Source organism: Deinococcus arboris (assembly GCF_009755355.1).
GTDB lineage: Bacteria > Deinococcota > Deinococci > Deinococcales > Deinococcaceae > Deinococcus > Deinococcus betulae.
Map to the genome: position 1 here is coordinate 22,691 of NZ_WQLB01000039.1, position 17,810 is coordinate 40,500.

Annotated in this window: 16 protein-coding genes; 5 read left to right on the forward strand and 11 right to left on the reverse strand. The window is 68.9% G+C overall.

Annotation, left to right across the window (positions count from 1 at the left end; all coding sequences use genetic code 11):
- Positions 1-324: 324 nt before the first annotated feature.
- The 6 genes from GO986_RS19875 to GO986_RS19900 form a co-directional block, all read right to left on the reverse strand.
- Positions 325-1,170 carry a 4-(cytidine 5'-diphospho)-2-C-methyl-D-erythritol kinase gene (locus tag GO986_RS19875; RefSeq protein WP_157461262.1) on the reverse strand — a complete coding sequence of 282 codons (846 nt, stop codon included), beginning with the start codon at positions 1,168-1,170 and terminating at the stop codon, positions 325-327.
- Entirely contained in the window at positions 1,167-1,850 is a 684-nt protein-coding gene (gene ispD / locus GO986_RS19880) for a 2-C-methyl-D-erythritol 4-phosphate cytidylyltransferase (RefSeq protein ID WP_157461263.1), read from the reverse strand. Before ispD ends, GO986_RS19875 begins: the two co-directional genes overlap by 4 nt.
- Before the next feature lie 115 nt (positions 1,851-1,965).
- Positions 1,966-2,535: a UbiX family flavin prenyltransferase gene (locus tag GO986_RS19885; RefSeq protein ID WP_369409492.1), complete on the reverse strand. Its 570-nt coding sequence runs from the start codon at positions 2,533-2,535 to the stop codon at positions 1,966-1,968.
- Positions 2,532-4,619 (reverse strand): hypothetical protein, encoded by a 2,088-nt coding sequence (locus GO986_RS19890; RefSeq protein ID WP_157461264.1) that lies wholly within the window; start codon positions 4,617-4,619, stop codon positions 2,532-2,534. The genes GO986_RS19885 and GO986_RS19890 overlap by 4 nt, the downstream gene beginning before the upstream one ends.
- A complete protein-coding gene (locus GO986_RS19895; RefSeq protein ID WP_157461265.1) occupies positions 4,616-5,203 on the reverse strand; it encodes a glycerol-3-phosphate acyltransferase in 588 nt (195 codons plus the stop codon). Before GO986_RS19895 ends, GO986_RS19890 begins: the two co-directional genes overlap by 4 nt.
- 317 nt (positions 5,204-5,520) lie before the next feature.
- Positions 5,521-8,844, reverse strand: a complete 3,324-nt coding sequence (locus GO986_RS19900) for an ATP-binding protein (RefSeq protein ID WP_157461266.1) — start codon at positions 8,842-8,844, stop codon at positions 5,521-5,523.
- A gap of 127 nt (positions 8,845-8,971) precedes the next feature.
- On the opposite strand from GO986_RS19900, the gene GO986_RS19905 reads away from it, so the two are divergent.
- The 5 genes from GO986_RS19905 to GO986_RS19925 all read left to right on the forward strand — a co-directional run bounded on the left by GO986_RS19905 (position 8,972) and on the right by GO986_RS19925 (position 12,489).
- Entirely contained in the window at positions 8,972-9,727 is a 756-nt protein-coding gene (locus tag GO986_RS19905) for a HesA/MoeB/ThiF family protein (protein WP_157461267.1), read from the forward strand.
- Between the two features lie 73 nt (positions 9,728-9,800).
- The gene (locus GO986_RS19910) at positions 9,801-10,169 is read left to right on the forward strand and encodes an HU family DNA-binding protein (RefSeq protein ID WP_157461268.1); all 369 of its coding nucleotides are present in this window, start codon (positions 9,801-9,803) and stop codon (positions 10,167-10,169) included.
- A 533-nt stretch (positions 10,170-10,702) separates the two neighbouring features.
- A complete protein-coding gene (locus tag GO986_RS19915; RefSeq protein ID WP_157461269.1) occupies positions 10,703-11,137 on the forward strand; it encodes a hypothetical protein in 435 nt (144 codons plus the stop codon).
- An 82-nt stretch (positions 11,138-11,219) separates the two neighbouring features.
- On the forward strand, positions 11,220-11,936 hold the full coding sequence (gene gmk / locus GO986_RS19920) for a guanylate kinase (protein WP_157461270.1): 717 nt from the start codon (positions 11,220-11,222) through the stop codon (positions 11,934-11,936).
- 28 nt (positions 11,937-11,964) lie between these two features.
- Complete coding sequence (locus GO986_RS19925; protein ID WP_157461271.1) at positions 11,965-12,489, forward strand: macro domain-containing protein; 525 nt, start codon at positions 11,965-11,967, stop codon at positions 12,487-12,489.
- 226 nt (positions 12,490-12,715) lie between these two features.
- On the opposite strand, the gene GO986_RS19930 is transcribed toward GO986_RS19925, so the two are convergent.
- From GO986_RS19930 to GO986_RS19950, 5 genes are all read right to left on the reverse strand, one after another.
- On the reverse strand, positions 12,716-14,899 hold the full coding sequence (locus tag GO986_RS19930; RefSeq protein ID WP_157461272.1) for a fimbria/pilus outer membrane usher protein: 2,184 nt from the start codon (positions 14,897-14,899) through the stop codon (positions 12,716-12,718).
- Positions 14,889-15,596 (reverse strand): fimbrial biogenesis chaperone, encoded by a 708-nt coding sequence (locus GO986_RS19935; RefSeq protein ID WP_232337921.1) that lies wholly within the window; start codon positions 15,594-15,596, stop codon positions 14,889-14,891. The genes GO986_RS19930 and GO986_RS19935 overlap by 11 nt, the downstream gene beginning before the upstream one ends.
- A 102-nt stretch (positions 15,597-15,698) precedes the next feature.
- A complete protein-coding gene (locus GO986_RS19940; RefSeq protein WP_157461273.1) occupies positions 15,699-16,118 on the reverse strand; it encodes a hypothetical protein in 420 nt (139 codons plus the stop codon).
- Between the two features lies 1 nt (position 16,119).
- Entirely contained in the window at positions 16,120-16,623 is a 504-nt protein-coding gene (locus GO986_RS19945; protein ID WP_157461274.1) for a hypothetical protein, read from the reverse strand.
- Between the two features lie 171 nt (positions 16,624-16,794).
- Positions 16,795-17,730: a hypothetical protein gene (locus GO986_RS19950; RefSeq protein ID WP_157461275.1), complete on the reverse strand. Its 936-nt coding sequence runs from the start codon at positions 17,728-17,730 to the stop codon at positions 16,795-16,797.
- Positions 17,731-17,810 lie beyond the last annotated feature (80 nt).

Here is a 17,810-nt window from a genome sequence, read left to right on the forward strand (position 1 = left end):
GGGTGCTGGTCTCCAGTCCATAGGGGCCATTAGGTGCAGGTAGGTTGCCTCATCTCTGCGCCCACCACGGCCCTGAGGCTTGCCCGAATGCGCCGCTCGTCAGCCTGCTGTGTCTTTTGCTTAAGAGAAGCAGACGGCGGCATTCCGGTGCGCTTGTACCTCTTCTAGTCCACAGAGGCGCTGTCGGGGACGGCGCACTCCGCTACGGCTTAACAAGCCCGCTTGAGAAAGCTGTAGGGCCTGCCTGCATCCAACCGTAAGCCTGAAATGTCAGCAGCAGAGGCTCTGAATGCCTCACCGCGCGAGATAAAAGCCTTGTGGTTTTTACAGCGTGCAGGCCGCCGTGACCCACCAGTCTGGATACGCCCGGCTCAGCGCCTGCACCGCTTCGTGCGCCTGGTCATCATTCTGGGCCAGGGCAAAGCAGGTGCCGCCCGAGCCGCTCATCAGGGGCGAGTGGAGGCCAGCCTCTTCCAGGGCGCGCAGCGCGGCCCGGATCGGCGCGTGACGGGCCGCCACCGGGTCTTGCAGGGCGTTGAAATACGGCACCGGGCGCCCATTGGACAGCGCCGCCACAATGGCTTCGATATCCAGGGCGCCACTAAAGTCTTCCTCGGCGTCCAGCCAGATATAAGCGTCGCGGGCACTGACCTCGACCCCTGGGTTCAGCAGCACCAGCGCGGTGCGCGGCACCGGTGTGGGGGAGAGCACCTCGCCAATCCCGGCGGCGGTGGCGGCGCGGCCCAGCAGGAAAAACGGCACGTCGGCGCCCAGGCCCCGGGCCAGGGTCGCCAGGTTCACGCCCGATGGATACAGCCGCGCCAGCGCCATCAGCGTGGTCGCCGCGTCGCTGCTGCCGCCCCCCAGCCCCGAGGCCAGCGGCAGCCGCTTGTGAAGTGTGATGGCCGCGCCGCCTGTCACCCCTGCCGCCTGCAGGTACGCCTGCGCCGCGCGGTACACCAGATTGCGCTCGTCGGTCGGCAGGTCGGCGCCAGTGACCGTCAGGCTGAGGGTCCCGGCGCCCCGGACCTCCAGGTCATCCCCGACATTCAGCGGCACCATCAGGGAATGCAGGTCGTGGTAGCCGTCGGCGCGCAGGGCGCGCACGCTCAGGCCCAGATTGACCTTCGCCGGGGCGAAGTACGTGACTGGCGCGGCGTCAGGCGTCATACCCCCTCAGCATTCCATATCTGGGCGTCCCACACCGGGGCCAGCGCCTGGGCCAGCGCCAGGTCGCCTGGGGTGGTCACCTTGAACAGCCGCGCGTCGCCGGGCACCAGGGCCACCGCCTGCCCCAGCCGCGCCAAGAGCCCTGCGTCGTCGGTGGCGGCGTAGCCGTCGCTCAGGGCCGCCTCGTGGGCGGCGAGCAGCGCCAGGCGCCGGAAGGCCTGCGGCGTCTGCACGGCCCACAGGCCCTCACGCGGGGTGAGGGTGCCCCAGTGCTGGGCGGCGGCCCTTGGGTGAGCGGCCCGCACCAGCGTATCGGCCACCGGCAGGGCCGCGGTGGCGGCGCCTGTGGTCTGCACCGCAGCCAGCAGCGCCTGAATCACGCCTGGCGGCAGGAAAGGCCGCGCCGCGTCGTGAATCAGCACGGTGTCGGCGTCGGTGGCGCGCAGCAGGGCCAACACACTCGCCTGCCGGGTGGCGCGGCCCACCACGGCGCGGGCAGGAATATCGGCGGGCAACTCTTCGCCGGGGGGCAGCGCCACGAGCACCTCGGCCACATGCGGCGCCAGGGCCGCGGCGCTGCGGGCCAGCAGGGTGCGGCCTCCCACCTTGACCAGCGCTTTGGGCCCCAGCCCCAGCCGGGTGCCGGACCCGGCCGCCGGAATCAGGGCCGCGACTTTCATGCCATCTCCGGCGAAAAGGAAACGGGGCGCAGTTCGGGATCTGGGCTTGCAGAGCGCCGCACGGGTGGACCTTCCGGCGCTTTCCTGGCGCAGACGCAACTGGACGCACGCCAGCTCACGCGTGCCCGTCCTCACGCCAGCGGCGAAAGCCGGGCACGTCCAGCCCGAACTGGTCCAGCACCCGCGCGGTGACGAAATGCAGCAGGTCGTCGACCGTGTCAGGCGCGTGATAAAAGCCAGGGCTGGCGCTCATCACGGTCGCGCCGGCGTCAAAGGCGGCCAGCAGGTTAACGAGCATCGGGCGTGGCAGGGGGTCCTCGCGCACCACCAGCACCAGGGGGCGGCGCTCCTTGAGAGTGACGTGCGCCGCGCGGGTCACCAGGGTGTCGGCAAACCCGTGGGCCACTTTGGCCAGAGTACCCGCGCTGCACGGCAGCAGCAGCATGCCGTCGGTGCGGAACGACCCGCTGGCCACACTGGCTGCCAGGTCGCGGTCGTCGTGAACGTGTGCCGCCAGGGCCGTCAGGTCCGGGAGCTGCGGCCCGGCCCCCTCGGCGGTCATCACCCGCTTGGCCCCGCTGCTGACAACCAGATGGGTCTCGACCTCCAGATGGTGAAGGGCGCGCAGGGCCGCCAGGGCGTAGGGCATGCCGCTGCCCCCGGAGACACCGACGACCAGCTTCACGCCGCCGCCTCGCGGCGCAGGCGGCGGCCGTGGCGCACCTCGGCAGCGATAAAGGCCAGCAGATTGAGGCTGTAGGTCAGCACCAGGCCGGTCACCAGGGCGGTCTGGGTGGTGGGCAGCGTGAGGGCCGGCAGGCTGGGGGTCAGAATCAGACCGCTGCTGACACTCAGCGCCGCCACCAGCGCGCCCCAGGCCAGCAGCAGCATGCTGCCCCAGGGGCTATCCAGCAGGGCCGAGCCGGGCAGCAGCAGCCCCAGCGCGCGGTAGATCAGGGGCCGCGCCTGTGCGGGCGCCAGCGCCGAGGCCGGCAGCAGCAGCGCCAGCGCCAGCAGCCCCGAGAGCAGCGCCGCGCCCAGCAGCGCCAGGCCCAGGCGCGGCGACCCGGCAGACGAGTCGTCCAGCAGGGTTAGCGGTCGGCTTAGCCCGGCGCGCAGGGTCACGCTCAGGTCGCCGGTCACGGCGCGGGTCAGGCGGCGCTGATCGGGATAGCACAGCCGGGGCGTGCCGGGGCGGTAGGCCCGCTGAAAGGCGGCCTCGGGCGTGCCCGGATTGAGCCCCAGGTTAAAGGCGGCGGCTTCCAGGTCGGGGCGGGCGGCCAGGGCGGCGCGGTACAGCTCACGTGCCTGCGGCTCGTCGCCGCGCGTCTGGGCAATCACGCCCAGGTTGTTGCGCGCGCAGGCGTCGGCCCCGGCGCGGGTGTACTGCTCGCGGGCCAGGGCGTCTTCGCCGTCCAGCTGGGCGCTCAGGCCCGCCAGCAGCGCGGCGTCGGGGCCGGGGCGCAGCGGCAGATTGGCCAGCTGCGTGCCGCCCCAGCCGCCGCCGTAGGTGCCGCCCGTCAGCGCCGGTGACTGGAGCCCGGCGCCCGCCACATTCACCCATTGCAGCCCCCCCGTCACGGCCAGCAGGGCCGCCGCCAGCAGCACCAGGGTCAGGCGTTCGGGCAGCGTGGCGTAGGCCACGAAGACCCGCCGGGCGCGGGACAGGGGATGGCGCAGCCACGACCGGTAACGGCCCCCCAGGGCGCGAGTGTCCTGGCCCTGGGCACGCCACGCCCGCACCGCGACGGCCAGCAGCCCGGCCAGCAGGGCCGCGCCCAGGGCCAGCATGGCCAGCCGGGCCGCGTCGCGCACGCCGCCCAGGCCCTCTGGGCCCAGGTTGTACAGGGTGCCGGCGCGCAGCGAGCGCGAGAACTGCCGCCACTCGCCGGCCTCGCCGTCGCGGCCCTGGTCCTGCAGGGCCTGGGCGTAGCGGGCGTACAGGGCGGTGCCGCCTTCAAAGCGCGGGTGCAGTTCGCGCAGGTAGGCCATCCAGACGGCGGCCCGCGCCAGGCGCCGCTGGTCCAGCAGGGTCGCCACGTACCCGCTGGGGTTGCCGTAGGCCCCCAGCGCCTCCCGGCTGACGGCAATGGCTGGGTCCACGCCGCGCGCCGCTGCGTCCCGCCGCGCGCGGTCCAGGGCCAGGTCGGCCGCCGCCGGAAACCCCGCGCCGTCCAGCCGCGCGGCCAGCGCCACCCACGCTGGGAAAGGCAGGGTGACGCTCAGGGCCCGCCGCACAGCGCTGAGGGCCGCGTAAGCGTCGGCGCGGGCCGCCTCGGCTTCGCGCACCGCCAGAAAGGGATTGAGAGGGTCGGCGGCGGCTGCGCGCCCCAGTTCCCCGGGAAGCACGGCGTCGGCGGCGCGGGCCAGCCAGCCGGTGACCTCGGGGTCAGGCGGAAAGACCACGCGCTCCTGCACACTCAGGGCCGGGGTGACCTCCAGGGTGAGGCGCTCGGTCAGGTCGCCCAGTTCGGTGCTGACCCGCACCACGCCCCCCGAGCCGTCCAGCGAGGTCACGGTTCCGGGCAGGTCGGCGCGGCCCGCCACCACGCCCCCGGCGCCCAGGTCGTACACGACCGGCCCCACCCCCAGCAGCACGCGCGAGCCCAGTTCGAGGGGGCCAGTCAGCGGCCCCAGGGCGTCTGGAAAGGTGCGCTCCCAGCGGCCCGCCGGGTTGTCCACGCGCAGGGTGCGGCCGTCCAGGGTGGCCTCGGCGCCCGCGCTGCCCAGCGCAGAGGCGAGAAGGGCCAGCCCCAGCCACCTCTTCATGCGCCCTCGGCCTGGTTGCCGCGCGCGACCAGCTGGGCGCTGCGAACCGCCATGACCACGCCGCCCGCCAGCAGTTCCCACAGGCCCCCAGAGCGCGTGGCCAGCAGCAGGCCTACTGGCACGGCCACCAGGGTGGCGGCTGGCACCGCGTTCAGTTTCAGGCGGGCCTGCAGGGTGGCCCGGTACAGCGGGATAAACAGCAGCGCGGTGCCCAGCGTGCCCAGCAGCGTCACCGGGGCCAGCACCAGCAGCGCCCCCAGCAGCGGCGCGATGCCCCCGCCGCCCCGGAAGCGGAAAAACACCGGGTAACAGTGGCCGGCCACCACGGCCGCCATCGCCAGCCAGCCCCAGTCGGGCGCCACGGCGCGGGCCAGGCCACCCGCCAGCGCGCCTTTCAGGACATCGCCCGCTGTGACCAGAATGGCCGCCTGCCGCCCAAACTGGCGGTAGGTGCCGCTGCCGCCGGGCAGATCGCGCTCCCGGATATCCGCGCCGCGCGCGCGCGAATACAGCACCCCCGAGACCAGCGAACCCAGCAGATACGCAGCGAGGGCGACGAGCACGGGCGCGGCGGACGGCGGCATATGGGCGGCATTCTAGCGGCCTCGGGTGAGCGCGAAGGCGGCGCTGCCGTGTTCAGGTTACGCCTATCAACTGCCAGGGGGCGCAGCCGGTCGAGGCTGAGCGAATTCTTCGGGGCGCGCAGGCGGCTCTGCCAGGCCAGTTGCCTCTGACGTGCAGCCTGGGCGAAATGGCGGGCTAGAAACCCTGGCTGAGCCGGGGAGAGCCCTTGTTGCGGCAGTAGTGGGGCGGAACGGGGCAGAATCCCCTTGAACTGTTCCAGGGGAAAGCCGCTCTGGCTGTGAAGTCCCCTGGCCCCAAGCACCGTTTCGAGCGTCCTCTACAGCGTCAAGGCGTGGCGGGCCGCAAACTCCTGGCGAAAGGGGCCCGGCACCTGCGCCAGGGCAGCCTGCCACCAGGCTTGCGCCTGCTCACGTCCTTCGGCGGCGGCCTCATCGCCGGTGTGCTCCAGGGCGCGGGCATAAACGTCCAGCAGGTCGCCCAGCGGCTCCTCTGGGGTCAGGGCGGCGCTCAGGTCCAGGGCCGCGCGGCTGTCCTCCAGTGCCGCCGCGCCGTCTCCCAGGTCCAGGTGCGCCTGGGCCCGCCGGGTCAGCGCCAGTACCTCCAGCCCGCCCAGTTTGGCGTCGTGGGCCAGGGTCAGGGCCGCCGTGGCGCTGTCCAGGGCCTGGGCCGGCGCGACCACCCGCGTCAGGGCCAGCAGCAGGCGGCCCTGCTCGAACGGGTCCGGGTGAGAAACCGGCCGGGCCAGCGCCGCCTCCAGCAATGCGCGGGCCTCCTCGGGCTGGCCCAGGGCGGTCAGTACCTCGGCGCGGGTCAGCAGCACGCGCGGCTGGTCGTGGCCCACCAGGTCGCCCCGCGCTTCCAGGTCGTCCAGTTCTTTTAGGCTGCGTGCTGGGGCACCCAGCGTCAGGTACAGCCGCGCCAGATCAAGCTGCAGAATGCTCAGCCACCATGTCCGCACGATGACGGGCGAGGTCAGGGCAGCATTCAAGGTCTCCAGGGCGCCGGCCCACAGCCCCAGCGCGTGCTGGGCCAGCGCCTGGGCGTGTGCAGCGGTAAACAGCAGCTGACTGGGGGTGTCGAGCTGGGTCAGGGTGTCCTGGGCCTGCTGGGCCAGCCGCAGGGCCAGCTGGGCGCGCCCCAGTTCCTGCTGCAGCCACGCCATGCGGGCCAGCGCGGCCACCTGTCCGGTGTGGTCGTTCAGTTCGGTGTACAGGGCCAGCGCCCGGTCAAACTCTGCCAGGGCCGTCTGGCGGTGGGTCACGCTCAGGACGCGGCCCAGGCCCAGATGCACCGAGGCCTGAAGGTCGGGGTCGCCCAGCGTCGTGGCCAGCGTGCCCAGCTGGGTCAGGTGGTGACGGGCGGCGGTCAGGTCGCCGTGCAGCAGGGCCTCGGCGGCCAGGGCCTCATGGCACACGGTTTGCAGGCGGTGGTCGCTGGCGCCCGTGGCCTGCGTCAGGGTGGCTTCGGCCAGGGCGTGCAGGCCCGGCCAGTCCCCCTGCTCGAACAGGTCCCTGAGCTGCGCCTCGTAGGCGCGCACCGCCTGCTGGGGGGTGTGGGCCAGCCGGTGCAGCAGCAACCCCAGCCGGTGAAAGAGGCCGGGCACAGCGACGGCAGCGGCCAGGCGCAGGGCAACGGTGGCCGCCTCAAAGGCGCCGTCACTGTTGCCCGCGGCCTCAAACGACGCGGCGGCCTGCTCGCCAAAGGCCACGGCCTCGCCCAGGCGGCCCTGGCGCCGCGCCGCCTCGGCGGCCCGCAGCAGCCAGGGGGCGGCGCGCGCCTCGTCGCCGCCCACCTGCCAGTGCCCGGCGATGCGCGCGGGCGCGGCGTTCCCCTCACTTTCCAGCACGCGGGCGGCGCTGCGGTTCAGCAGGCGGCGCACCGCCTCGGTCAGGCCAGCCAGCACGGTTTCTTGCACCAGGTCGTGGGCGAAGCGCTCGCCCACCATGACCTGCGCCTCTTCCAGCTCCTCCCAGGCGGCGGCGGTGTCCAGCACCGGGGCGCCCAGGACCGCCGCCACCAGCTCGATTTGCAAGTCGCTTTGCAGCACGGCCGCGGCCCGCGCCGCCGCCAGGGCCGCCGCCGAGAGCCGGGTCAGGCGGTGGGCAATGAGGCTGGACGCCTGTTCGGTGACGGGCAGCGGCCCGTCCAGGGCCGAGGAAGCGAGCATGTGCTTGACGGTTTCCAGAATGAACAGGGGGTTGCCGCCTGTAAACTGCGCCAGCGCCGCGCCCTGCGTCTGCAGTTCGGGCACATCAAGGTCCCCCACCAGCTGCCCCACCGCCTCTGGGCGCAGCGGCGCGAGGTCCAGGGTGCGGTGGTGGCTGGCGGCGGCGCTGCGCCGGAAGAGGTCCAGCGTGTCGCTGGCCACCTCGGCGGGGCGCAGGGTGCCGATCAGGCGCGGCACGCCCCCCGGCTGCCCCAGGGGAAAGTGATTGGAAATCAGGACGAACGTCGCCTCTACAGAAGCGCGGTCGGCGAGGTGCAGGTCGTCGTACACCAGGGCGCTGACACCATCCAGCCCGGCCCGGAAAACATAGGCAATGGCCTCATGCAGCCGGTCGTCAGGACGGTCAAGCTGCGGGTCCTCTGGGCCGCCCAGTTCGGGCAGCAGCCGGGCGAGGCAGCGGCGCGTCCACGGCTCCAGAGGCAGCCCAGGTGTACGGGCCAGAATTCGCCGCAGGCTCCGCGTGGTGGTGGCGTAGGGCACGGTGGCGTCGCCGGGCCGGCCTTCCAGGGTCAGCACCTCGCCCCGGCTGCGCGCAAAGTCGTGTGCCAGCCTGGACTTGCCCACCCCCGCCTCGCCCGACAGCAGGATGACCTGGCCAGCGGCCCAGGCGTCGTCCAGCTGTCGCCATTCGGCCTCGCGGCCCACCAGGCGGGGGGGGCGCCGCACCGCCAGCGGCAGCCGGGGCCGCGCCGGCACTGCCGGCACCGCCACGGGCGCACCCCGCTCGATCTCCTGGGCCAGCGCCGCCGTCTCTGGCGCGGGCTCGACCCCAAATTCACGCTGAATCACGGCGCGGCAGCGCTCGAAGGAAGTCAGGGCGGCGCCCCGGTCACCCGCCAGATACTGCAGCCGCATCAACCGGCGCCACGCCTCCTCGGATGTGGGGCTCAGTTCCAGCAGGCGCTGGGTGCTCAGGCCCGCCGCCGCGAAGTCACCTGCATCTTCCTGCCGCTGGGCCTCGTTCAGCAGGCGCTCGGCCCAGAGCCGCTCGGCGCGCTCACGCCAGATCAGCAGCCAGTCGGCCAGTTCTTCCTGGGCGTCAACTTCGGTGCCGGCCAGCAGCAGACCGGGCGCCGGCGCCTCCCCGGCCGCGTGCAGGGCCGGCTGTTGCAGGGCGTGAACGTCGACCTGGACCTCGGACGCCAGCGCCAGCAGGTCGCCAGCCAGCACCAGCCCGTCACCGTGGGTCCGGGCCAGCCGCCGCACCAGATGAACCAGGTTGTTCCGCGCGCCGCGCTCGGGCGTGTCCGGCCACAGCAGCCGGGCCAGGCGCGAGCGGGTGGTGGGGCCTTCCAGGGCCAGGTAGGCCAGCAGCACCAGGGCCGCGCCGTCCAGCGGGACACTCAGGCCACCGGGGCGGATCAGGCGCGGCGCGCCGAGCAGGTGCAGCTGCCAGAAGGGCGCGGGCGTCATGGGGCCTCAGCATACCGAGTCCGCCCCGCAGGCGGGCAGACCTCAGCCGCCAGGATGCAGAGAAGGTCTAGCCGCGCCGCCGCCCAGGCCGTTTCCGGTGCCTGGCCGGCGCTCTACACTGCTGGTCATGGGCACGCCCCCCACTCCCTCCCTGACCCGCACCGAACTGCGCCGGGCCAGCCGCGCGCTGCTGGTACCCGAGTGGCAAGAGGCCGGGGCCCAGGCCCGCCTGAAGGCGGCGCGGGTGCTGGTGGTGGGCGCGGGCGGCCTGGGCAATCCTGTGATTGCGGCGCTGGCCGGGGCCGGCGTGGGCGCCCTGACGGTTGCCGACAGTGACACTGTGGCCCTGAGCAATCTGCACCGTCAGCCGCTCTTTACCGCGGCGGACGTGGGCCGCCCCAAGGCCGAGGTCGCCGCCGCCCGGGCCCAGGCCATCAATCCATTTGTGCAAGTCAGGGCGGCGCCGCACCTGACCGCCGACACCATCGGGCCCCTGCTGGCAGAAGCGACTTTGCTGATTGACGCCACCGACAATTTCGAGACCCGCTACCTGATTGCCGACACCTGCACCGCTGCCGGGCGCGAGTGGGTGTGGGGCGCGGCCAGCGGCACCAGTGGCCTGGTCAGTGTCTTTGGCCCTGGGCTGGGCCTGCGCGACGTGTTTCCTGAGCCCGGTGACGCGGCCTCCTGCGACGAGGCCGGGGTGCTGGGGCCGGTGCCGGGGGTGGTGGGCCAGATGATGGCCCTCGAAGCCCTGAAGGTGCTGGGCGGCGTGGGTGAGGCGCTGCGGGGGCGGCTGTGGACCCTGGACGCCCTGACCGGTCACACCCGCACCCTGAAGCTGGGTTCTGTGCGTGCCCCAGGCCCCCCAGCGGCGACTTGACGCGGGGAGCAGGTGTGTTACTGTGCGCCTGAGCCTACAATCCAGCTCGACTTCAGTTCTCGGAGGTTCCCGCATGGCCAAGAGCAGCAAGCCCGCCGCGAAGAAGCCCGCCACCCGTCCCGCCGCCCGCGCCGCTGACCGCAGCGCCCCCAGCAGCGAGGGCAGCGGCAAGATTGCCAAGACCCAGATTATTGACCTGGTCGCCGACCGCACCTCGCTCAGCAAGAAGCAGGCCGGCGACGCCGTGGCCACCATGCTCGACTGCGTGGTATCGGCCCTGCGTTCGGGCCAGAGCGTGGGCCTGCCCGGCCTGGGCACCCTGAGCGTGGCCCAGACCGCCGAGCGCAGCGGGGTGCGCCCCGGCACCAGCGAGCGCATCACCATTCCTGCCGGCAAGAAGGTCCGCTTTAAGGTGGCCACGACCCTGAAAGGCACCCTGTAAAAGCCAGGGGCAATGGTCTGTCAGCGGCGCCAGGTGCGCCGCTGCTGCGTTGTGTAGGGCGCGTTTCTTATCGAATACAGCTTCCGATTGAAACTATTGAGACGAGCGAGCAGGTGAGGTCGAGCAGGATACTGACCTACCGATGCTCTTGCCGAGTATCCACAAGACAGGTGGAATTTTTACCAATCAAATTGTTGAAGAGAAAGGCCTCTCTGCAAAGAGGGCGGTGTAGAGGTGATTGACGCCTCTTCCGTCCACGACAGCTGCGGGCTCTCTCTGAAGAGTGATTCGTCTCCACTGCTTGGCAGGTTTGCTCATCTCAGGGGCACAACCGGATAGAGCTTGAGAGGTGTCGGCTTCTACGGCTGCCGGCCCTTTTATATTCAAGTGTTGAAAAAGAGTGAAGCCCTGCTCTGGAGCCTTCTAGAGCTGTGAGGAAGCCCTTTCCTTTCAGAGGCGCGTGCTTGCGCTAGAGGGCGCACACTTTACATAACGCAGGCGGGTCACCCATACTTCAGGGTAAGGAGGCTTTTATGGCTTACAAGAAACTCAGTGAACAGGTGCTGGAACTCAGCAACCCCCAGCGCAGCGATTCATTTATCAAACTTTTCCGTGAGGCGGTGCGTCAGGGCAAGTTTGACGCGGCGTACATGCCTGAACGCTTTACCATGCCCAAGCAGTTTAGCCGCCGGGGCACAGAAGGCACCTACGAGCGCGACACGCGCGAAATGCTCTTTGACCAGACGGAAGACTTTGACGCCTGGTTTGAAGACACTAACCGTTCACTGGCTGCGGCCCGCCGGGGCGGCAGTGTCAAGCCCAGCGTGGAAGCCATTGAAGCGGGTCTGGTGGACTTTAAGACGATGGCCGAAGAAACCCGCCGCAAGATGCAGGCCAGCTACGAAAAAGGCCAGGCCCTGGGCAAGAGCCGCTCTAAAGGCAGCCCCGCAAAGGGTAAAAAGAAGTAACGCTAACCCTTGCGTCAGTGGCCCCCAGCAGTGGCGGGGGCCGCTGTTCTCTTTGGGCGGCTGCATTGGGTATCGTGGCGGGATGACCGCTGGTCCCTTTTCTGACATGCCCCTCAGCACCTCGCCGCGCCGGGGCCTGCTGCTCGTGATGACCGGCGCTTCGGGCGTGGGCAAGGGCACCCTCCGTGAACGCTGGCTGGCGGGCCAGGACGTGTTTTACAGCACCTCCTGGACCACGCGTGAGGCCCGGCCCGGCGAGGAACACGGCGTCCATTACATCTTTGTCGGCGCCGACGACTTTGAGCACAAAGCCCAGGCAAACGGGTTTCTGGAACACGCTGCCTTTGTCGGTAACCGCTACGGCACCCCGATTGAGCCCATAGAGGCCGCGCTGTCCCGTGGACAGGACGTGATTCTGGAAATTGAGGTCGAGGGCGCCATGCAGGTCAAGAGCCGCATGGGCGAGGAAGCCATTCTGGTATTTATCATGCCGCCCAGCCTCTCCGAGCTGCGCCGCCGGCTGGAAGGCCGCGCCACCGAAACCCCGGAGCGTATCGAGGGCCGCCTGACCCGCGCCCGCGAGGAAATCCGCGAGGCCCACGAGTTCCGCTACGTGGTGGTCAACGACGATCTGGACCGCGCCGTGGACGAGCTGCATGCCATTCAGCGGGCCGAGCGCGCCCGGCAACTTCCCGAACCCGAGTGGGCTGAGGCCGACCGCGAGGCCCGCGTCAAGGCCGATGCCCTGCGCAGCTACACGCTGACCGACGCGCAGCTGAACGAGGTCGCCACGCACTAAACACCCCTTCAGTCAAGGAGGCTCTGTCATGCCACTGGAACTCGTGCAGGGCGATATTTCCGCGCAGACCACCTGCGCCGTGGTCACCGCCGCCAACAAGCAACTGATGGGCGGCGGGGGCGTGGACGGCGTCATTCACCGCGCCGCTGGCCCCGAGCTGCTGCGGGCCATCTGGCAGCTGGGCGGCACGCCGACCGGAACAGCCGTGGTCACGCCGGCCTTTGACCTCTCGCGGCAGGGCGTGCAGTACGTGATTCATGCTGTGGGGCCGATCTGGCGTGGTGGGCAGGCGGAAGAGGCTGAGCTGCTGGCCAGCGCCTACCGCCACAGCCTGGCGTTAGTGGTCCAGCAGGGCTGTGCCAGCGTGGCGTTTCCAGCCATCAGTACGGGGGTCTACGGCTACCCATTGCCAGAGGCAGCCGAGGTCACCATTCGGACCATCCGCGACTTTCTGGCGGCTCACCCCGACTTGCAAGTGCGCGTGGTGCTGTATGACCGGGGCACTTTGAACGTGTTTCGGCAGGCCGAGCAGCGGCAGCTGGGCGGGGCCTGACAGCGGAACTCAGCGTGGTTGGGGGTGATGATCCTCAAGCACGCTGAGGCGACCACAGTGAGTGTCCGTCAGAGACAACGGCGAAAGTGGAATGGAGGGGCGGCGTTGGCCCCTCAATGGAACGAGCAGCCGCTGTGAGTCCAGTTGGCGGTCAGGAAGGCGACCGACCCTGAAGACGAAAAGAGGGCGGCCCAGCAGGCGCCCTCTTCCTCAGATGAGTGATGGCTCAATCGGCGGGCAGGTCTGTGCCGCTGGGGTCTGCGCTGCAACGCACAGTGTCAGCCTGGGGGCTGATGGTCACGGCGCAGCTGCTGCCGTCCTGAAGCCGCAGGCGGCCCGACTGGACCTGACCTGTGCGCGGAAGAAGCCCGGTCCCAAAGGCATCAAGGTCATACTCCTCGCCCGTGCCCAGACTGACGGCGGCGTAGCTGGCCTCGGCGCCCGTCGGGGTCTGGAAATTGACGATTCTGGCCTGCTCAAAGTTCTCGCGCCAGTCCACTTTCACCGCGCGCGATTCTGGGCTGGGCAGCAGCAGGTGGGCGTCTTTCACGCTGATTTCGATAGGCAGGGCCTGAACGTCCACGCGAAGATCGACCGGCTGACCAGAAGACACCGAGAACACCAGCGCGCCCTGCGCGTCGGTGCGGCCCTGGAAGGCGCCTGCCACGTAAATCGAGAGGTTTGGAATGCCCGTTTCCAGCAGGACCGAGACCTCGCTGCTGCGCGCCGCACTGGCATACACCCGGTCATTGGCATACACCAGCGCGCCCTCCACACCCAGGTCAATCTGTCCGTTGGAGCCGGCTCCGGCATTGACCTCGACTGTGCCGCGCTGCTGATAGGCGCCGTACAGGACACCTGAGCCGTAGGCCAGGCTCACGCGCTGGTCCGGCGTGGGCAGATAGGTCGTGGCGGCCCGCACCTCAGGTCCCGACGGGCCCGCTGCGGCGCTGACCACCGCCGTCCACTGCTCGCTGGGTTTGTAGCCCAGCGTCAGGCTGACCTGCCGGCCGCGCTCGCTGAGGCGCGCCGCGCCGCTCAGGCGCACGGTCTCGCTCAGGTCGCCCGAGGCCTGCACGCGGCCGTACCAGCCGGCCTGCTGCGGGTCGTAGCCCACGCCCACAGCCGTCGCCACGCCGCCCAGGTCGTACCCCAGGGCCGCCTCGCCGCGCGTGGCCTGGACATTCCCCAGCGGAATCTGGGCCTTGATGCCCAGGCCAGCGGCGCTGCTGAGCCGGCCACCGTAGGCCACTGTCGCCGCCGTGCCCTGGTCTGGGCTGTTGTGGGCCAGCCCAACCGTCAGGGTGTGGTTCTGGTTGGCCATGGTCACGGCCAGCGCGCCGCTGGTCACCCCGGCCTTGACCTGTGCCTGCGCGTCCAGCGTGAGGGCCGGGGTCAGGCCGTAACTCAGCTGCGCCCCGGCGTAGGGGAGGGTGCCCAACCGGCCAGCCTCGCCCAGGGCGTGGTAGCTGCCGGCGGGCAACAGGGCCGCCGGAAAGCTGTAGGCCGCCGAGATTTCCCGCTGGCCGCTCGCGTCGCTGATAATCGCCACAATGGCGCCGGCACTGCCAGTGAGGGGCAACTGCCGGAATACCGCGCGGCCCGCACCGAAGCTCCAGCGGCCCAGAAGGACGCCGCCCGAAATCAGGGTGACCGTCCCCGGCTGGGGAAGGGCGACCGTAAAGTCATCGGTGCGGCGCACCGCTGAGCCGGTGACCTGGGCCTGCAGCCCGCTGAATCCCCCCACGCCGCCGGCCAGCAGGGGCTGAATATTCCAGCCGGCCTCAATGTGGGCGTCCCGGTTCAGCTGATACCGGGCGGCAGCTGAAGGAAGCAGTTCCAATTCCCGCGTGGACGAACTGGTTTCTGTGACACCTACCCGCGCGCTAAAGGGGCCGTTGGCATAGGTGCCCTGGAGGCGCCCGCGCTGCTCCAGCACGCTTGACGGCAGGCGGTGGGCCTCCAGGCTGTATTCCAGCGCATACAGCGGCAGGTTCTGGGAGGCTGCTGGCGCCGCCTGGGCGTCTGAAACCGTGACGGTATAGACGGGCAGCAGGTCCAGCCGCGCCTGAAAGGCCAGGGTCTGACGTTCGGCGTCGTACTGCGCGGCCAGGACGGGATTTAACTGCGTGAAGGCCAGGCCGTCACAGGTGACCTGGGCCTGGCCGTAGCGTTCCTCGCCGGCCTGCAACGCTTCTGTCTGCAGCCACAGCCCTTCTCCGGCGCGGCGCAGCGAATAGGTGCCCCGGCTCAGGCCGTCCACCCTCACCTCGGCCAGGTCTTCGGGGGCGGCGCAGATGTCGGCCGCCAGCGTGGTCTGGGCCGACGCGGTGGGCGCCAGACCCAGCAGGGCGCCGAGCAGCAGCCAGCGCCCGGATATCCGGCCCAGCGGCCCAGGCTTACTGAACATTCAGGGTGACTTTGACCGGCTTCTGGTTCGCGTCATCGGCCGCGAACTCCAGCGCCCGGACATCCTTGAGTTCGGCGGGCAGTTTCAGTTCCATGGTGGCGCCGCTCAGCACGTACTGGTTACCCAGTTCAAAGGTGCGGCCTGCCGCCGTGACCTTGATGTTGCGGAACACCCCGTAGCCGTCCCCAGCGTTCTTAAAGACCAGCGAGGTCCCTTCCGCGCGCGGCGCTGCGCTGATCGTCACGCCCGCACGCGCCGACTGCCTCTCGACAAACAGGGGCAGGCTGAAGACGTACCGGGGAGTAATCGTGACGCTGCCGCTGCTGGTGGGCTGCGGCTGCACCTTCTGGCGCAGAATCAGCCGGTAGGTCACCGAAGCCGTGTTGGGCGCCTGACGCAGCGCCACGCGCACCACCTGGCTTTTGCCCGGCGCCACGGTGAAGGTCATGGGGCTCACGATGGCGTCGCGGGTGGGGACCAGCACGTCCTGGCCGTCTTTCTGTGTCCAGGCCAGCACTTCGGCGGTAAACGCCGTGGGGGCGCCGTCGGTGTTGGTGATGGTGGTGGCGGTGGTCAGGGACTGTGCGGGGTTGAGGTTGAGCAGCACAGGGCTCAGCACAAATTTGGCTGCTTGCGCCTGACCCAGCGCGCACAGCGCAGCGGCCAGCACCAAAGCTCGTTTAAAGTTGGGCATCATTGTTCCTCTGAAGGTGGCCACAGGGCCAAAAAACAGACTGTTGTCTTGTGTTGGGAAGTGCCAGAAAAGAGGCGCCGCTGGGCGGCTGCCTCCCTGACTGGCTTAAAAATCGACGCTGACCGTCAGGCTGTCCGAATAGGGGCCAGTTGGGGCGCCCCACTGTCCGGCCGGCACCGTGACCTGAAAGGTCAGCAGACCGCTGATCACCCGCAGCTGCGCAGCGCCGGGAATCACGTAGTTCAGGGCACTGGCCCCAAACCGCATGGTGCCCAGAAACCGGCCCGTGCTGGCTTCCAGGGTGCCGCCCGTGCTGCTGAGCCGCACGCTGCTGACGGTGCTGCCGCCGGTGCAGGAGACGGGCAGCTGCACGGTCTGGGTCCAGTCCTGCGCGTAGCGGTAACTGTCCACCGCATTCACCACGGGCGCGCCGAACTGGCAGCTGGCCTGGGCCGCGCCGCCCGTCAGCAGGGCCAGCGCGGTCCAGCGTGCCCAGTCAGCCAACCTGCGAGACAAACGCATCACCTTAAAATTCTACGGTGAAGTCAACTGTTCCGGTGTAAAACCCGGTGGGGGCACTGAACTGTGCCTGCTGGGGCCAGCCGGACCGGATCACCGAAACGTAGCGGGTGGCGCCCTTAAAGGCGCCGCTGGCCACCGTGTTGGTGCCGCCCACCGAGAACCACACCAGGGTGTTAATGGTGGGGCCACCCGCCGCGCCGTCACGGGTCAGTGCCACGGGCACAGCGTTCTGTTTCGTGGTGGCCGCCGTGCTGCCGCCAATCTTGCGGGCCGTCAGCGCGGTGCCGCTGTTGCAGTACACGCTGATAGACACCTGGGCCTGCTCGCCGCTGTAGGTGTTGGCCAGGGCCGCCTCATAATCGGGCAGTTCGATGGTGGGGCTGCTGTTGGCGGTGTCAAATTGACAGGCCGACTGGGTGGCCGCGTTGATGGTCACCGTGGTGGATGTGGTAGCTGCCGTGGCAGCCGAGAAGCACACCAGAGGCAGGGTCAGCCAAAAAGCTTTCATAACTCGTCTCCGTGGAATCTTGAACATATCCTCTCTAGCTTTAGACGCAAGAGGCCGGGAGTTTATGCTTTCCCAGCCTCTTGTCCAAATCTCGACTACTCAGTCCATAGCCTGCGCTCAATCGCTGAGCAGATATGGATTTAAAAACATTCTGAGCAGCCATTATTTATCTTATCGGTTGATGGTTGCCGACATATCGTCGAGGTTCAAATAGCCAAAGCCGCCACCAGTGACTTTGATGTACTTCACATTGTTCCAGTTCAGGACGCGGGTTTCTACAGGAGCGACCAACTCAGAACGATTTGAGAAAGTGGACGAGCCAATTTCGATATTGCTACTGTCGTAAGCAGTAATTTTGGCATCCCAGAACAGAGCGTTGGCGGTTAGCGTCTTCAGATTAAAGGTCGCGTTATTTGTGGCGTTGATGGTGCCATTGGAGCCGGGGCCATTGAATCTAATTAGCAGGCTGGTGTGGTTTGTAGGTAGTCCACCACCAAACTTCATCATAAAGTTCGCCTCTGATACGAAATTAAAGCCCTTCTCTAGGTAAGGGGCACTGCCCAGTCCATCGTATCTGAAGTTGCCAGTGCTCGTCGGGTAAGTGTACGAGAGAGGTCCACTGTATGTGTCGAAAAGATCAAGCGCAGTAATGACAGTCGCAGTGAAATTCACGGTCTTAACGTCTGTTCCACAGGTCAGCTTAATTGCATACGTTCCGCTTTCCTGGTACTCGTGGTTCTGCTGCTCGCTGGCAATATTTGTGGGGGTAGGCGTTGCCGCTCCCGTGGTCGAGCTATCGCCCCAATCAACCGTGCAACCCGTTTCGGCCGGGTAGGTCGTCTTGATGTAGGCGCGGGCGGTGCTGTCGCTCATGCGCAGCACGTTCAAGTAGGACTTGGGTGCAACGGCCTGAGCGCTCAGGTCGCCGTCCAGCCCCAGGGCCTTGAGGTCGCTCTGAACCTTGGCTTCAAAGGCCTGAACGTAGTCCTGACCGGCCGCGACGGGCGCGCCCCCGAGGAGGCTGTGGTCAGCAGACTGAGGAGCAGAGGAGGTGCCGCAGGCGGCGAGCAGCAGGGGAAGCAGCAGGACAGAAGCAATTTTTTTCATGGTGTTTAAGCCTCAGGAAGCAGATAAGGAAGAGGGCTTACCAGCCGATGTAGTAATCAACCGTGGCGGTGTACAGGCCT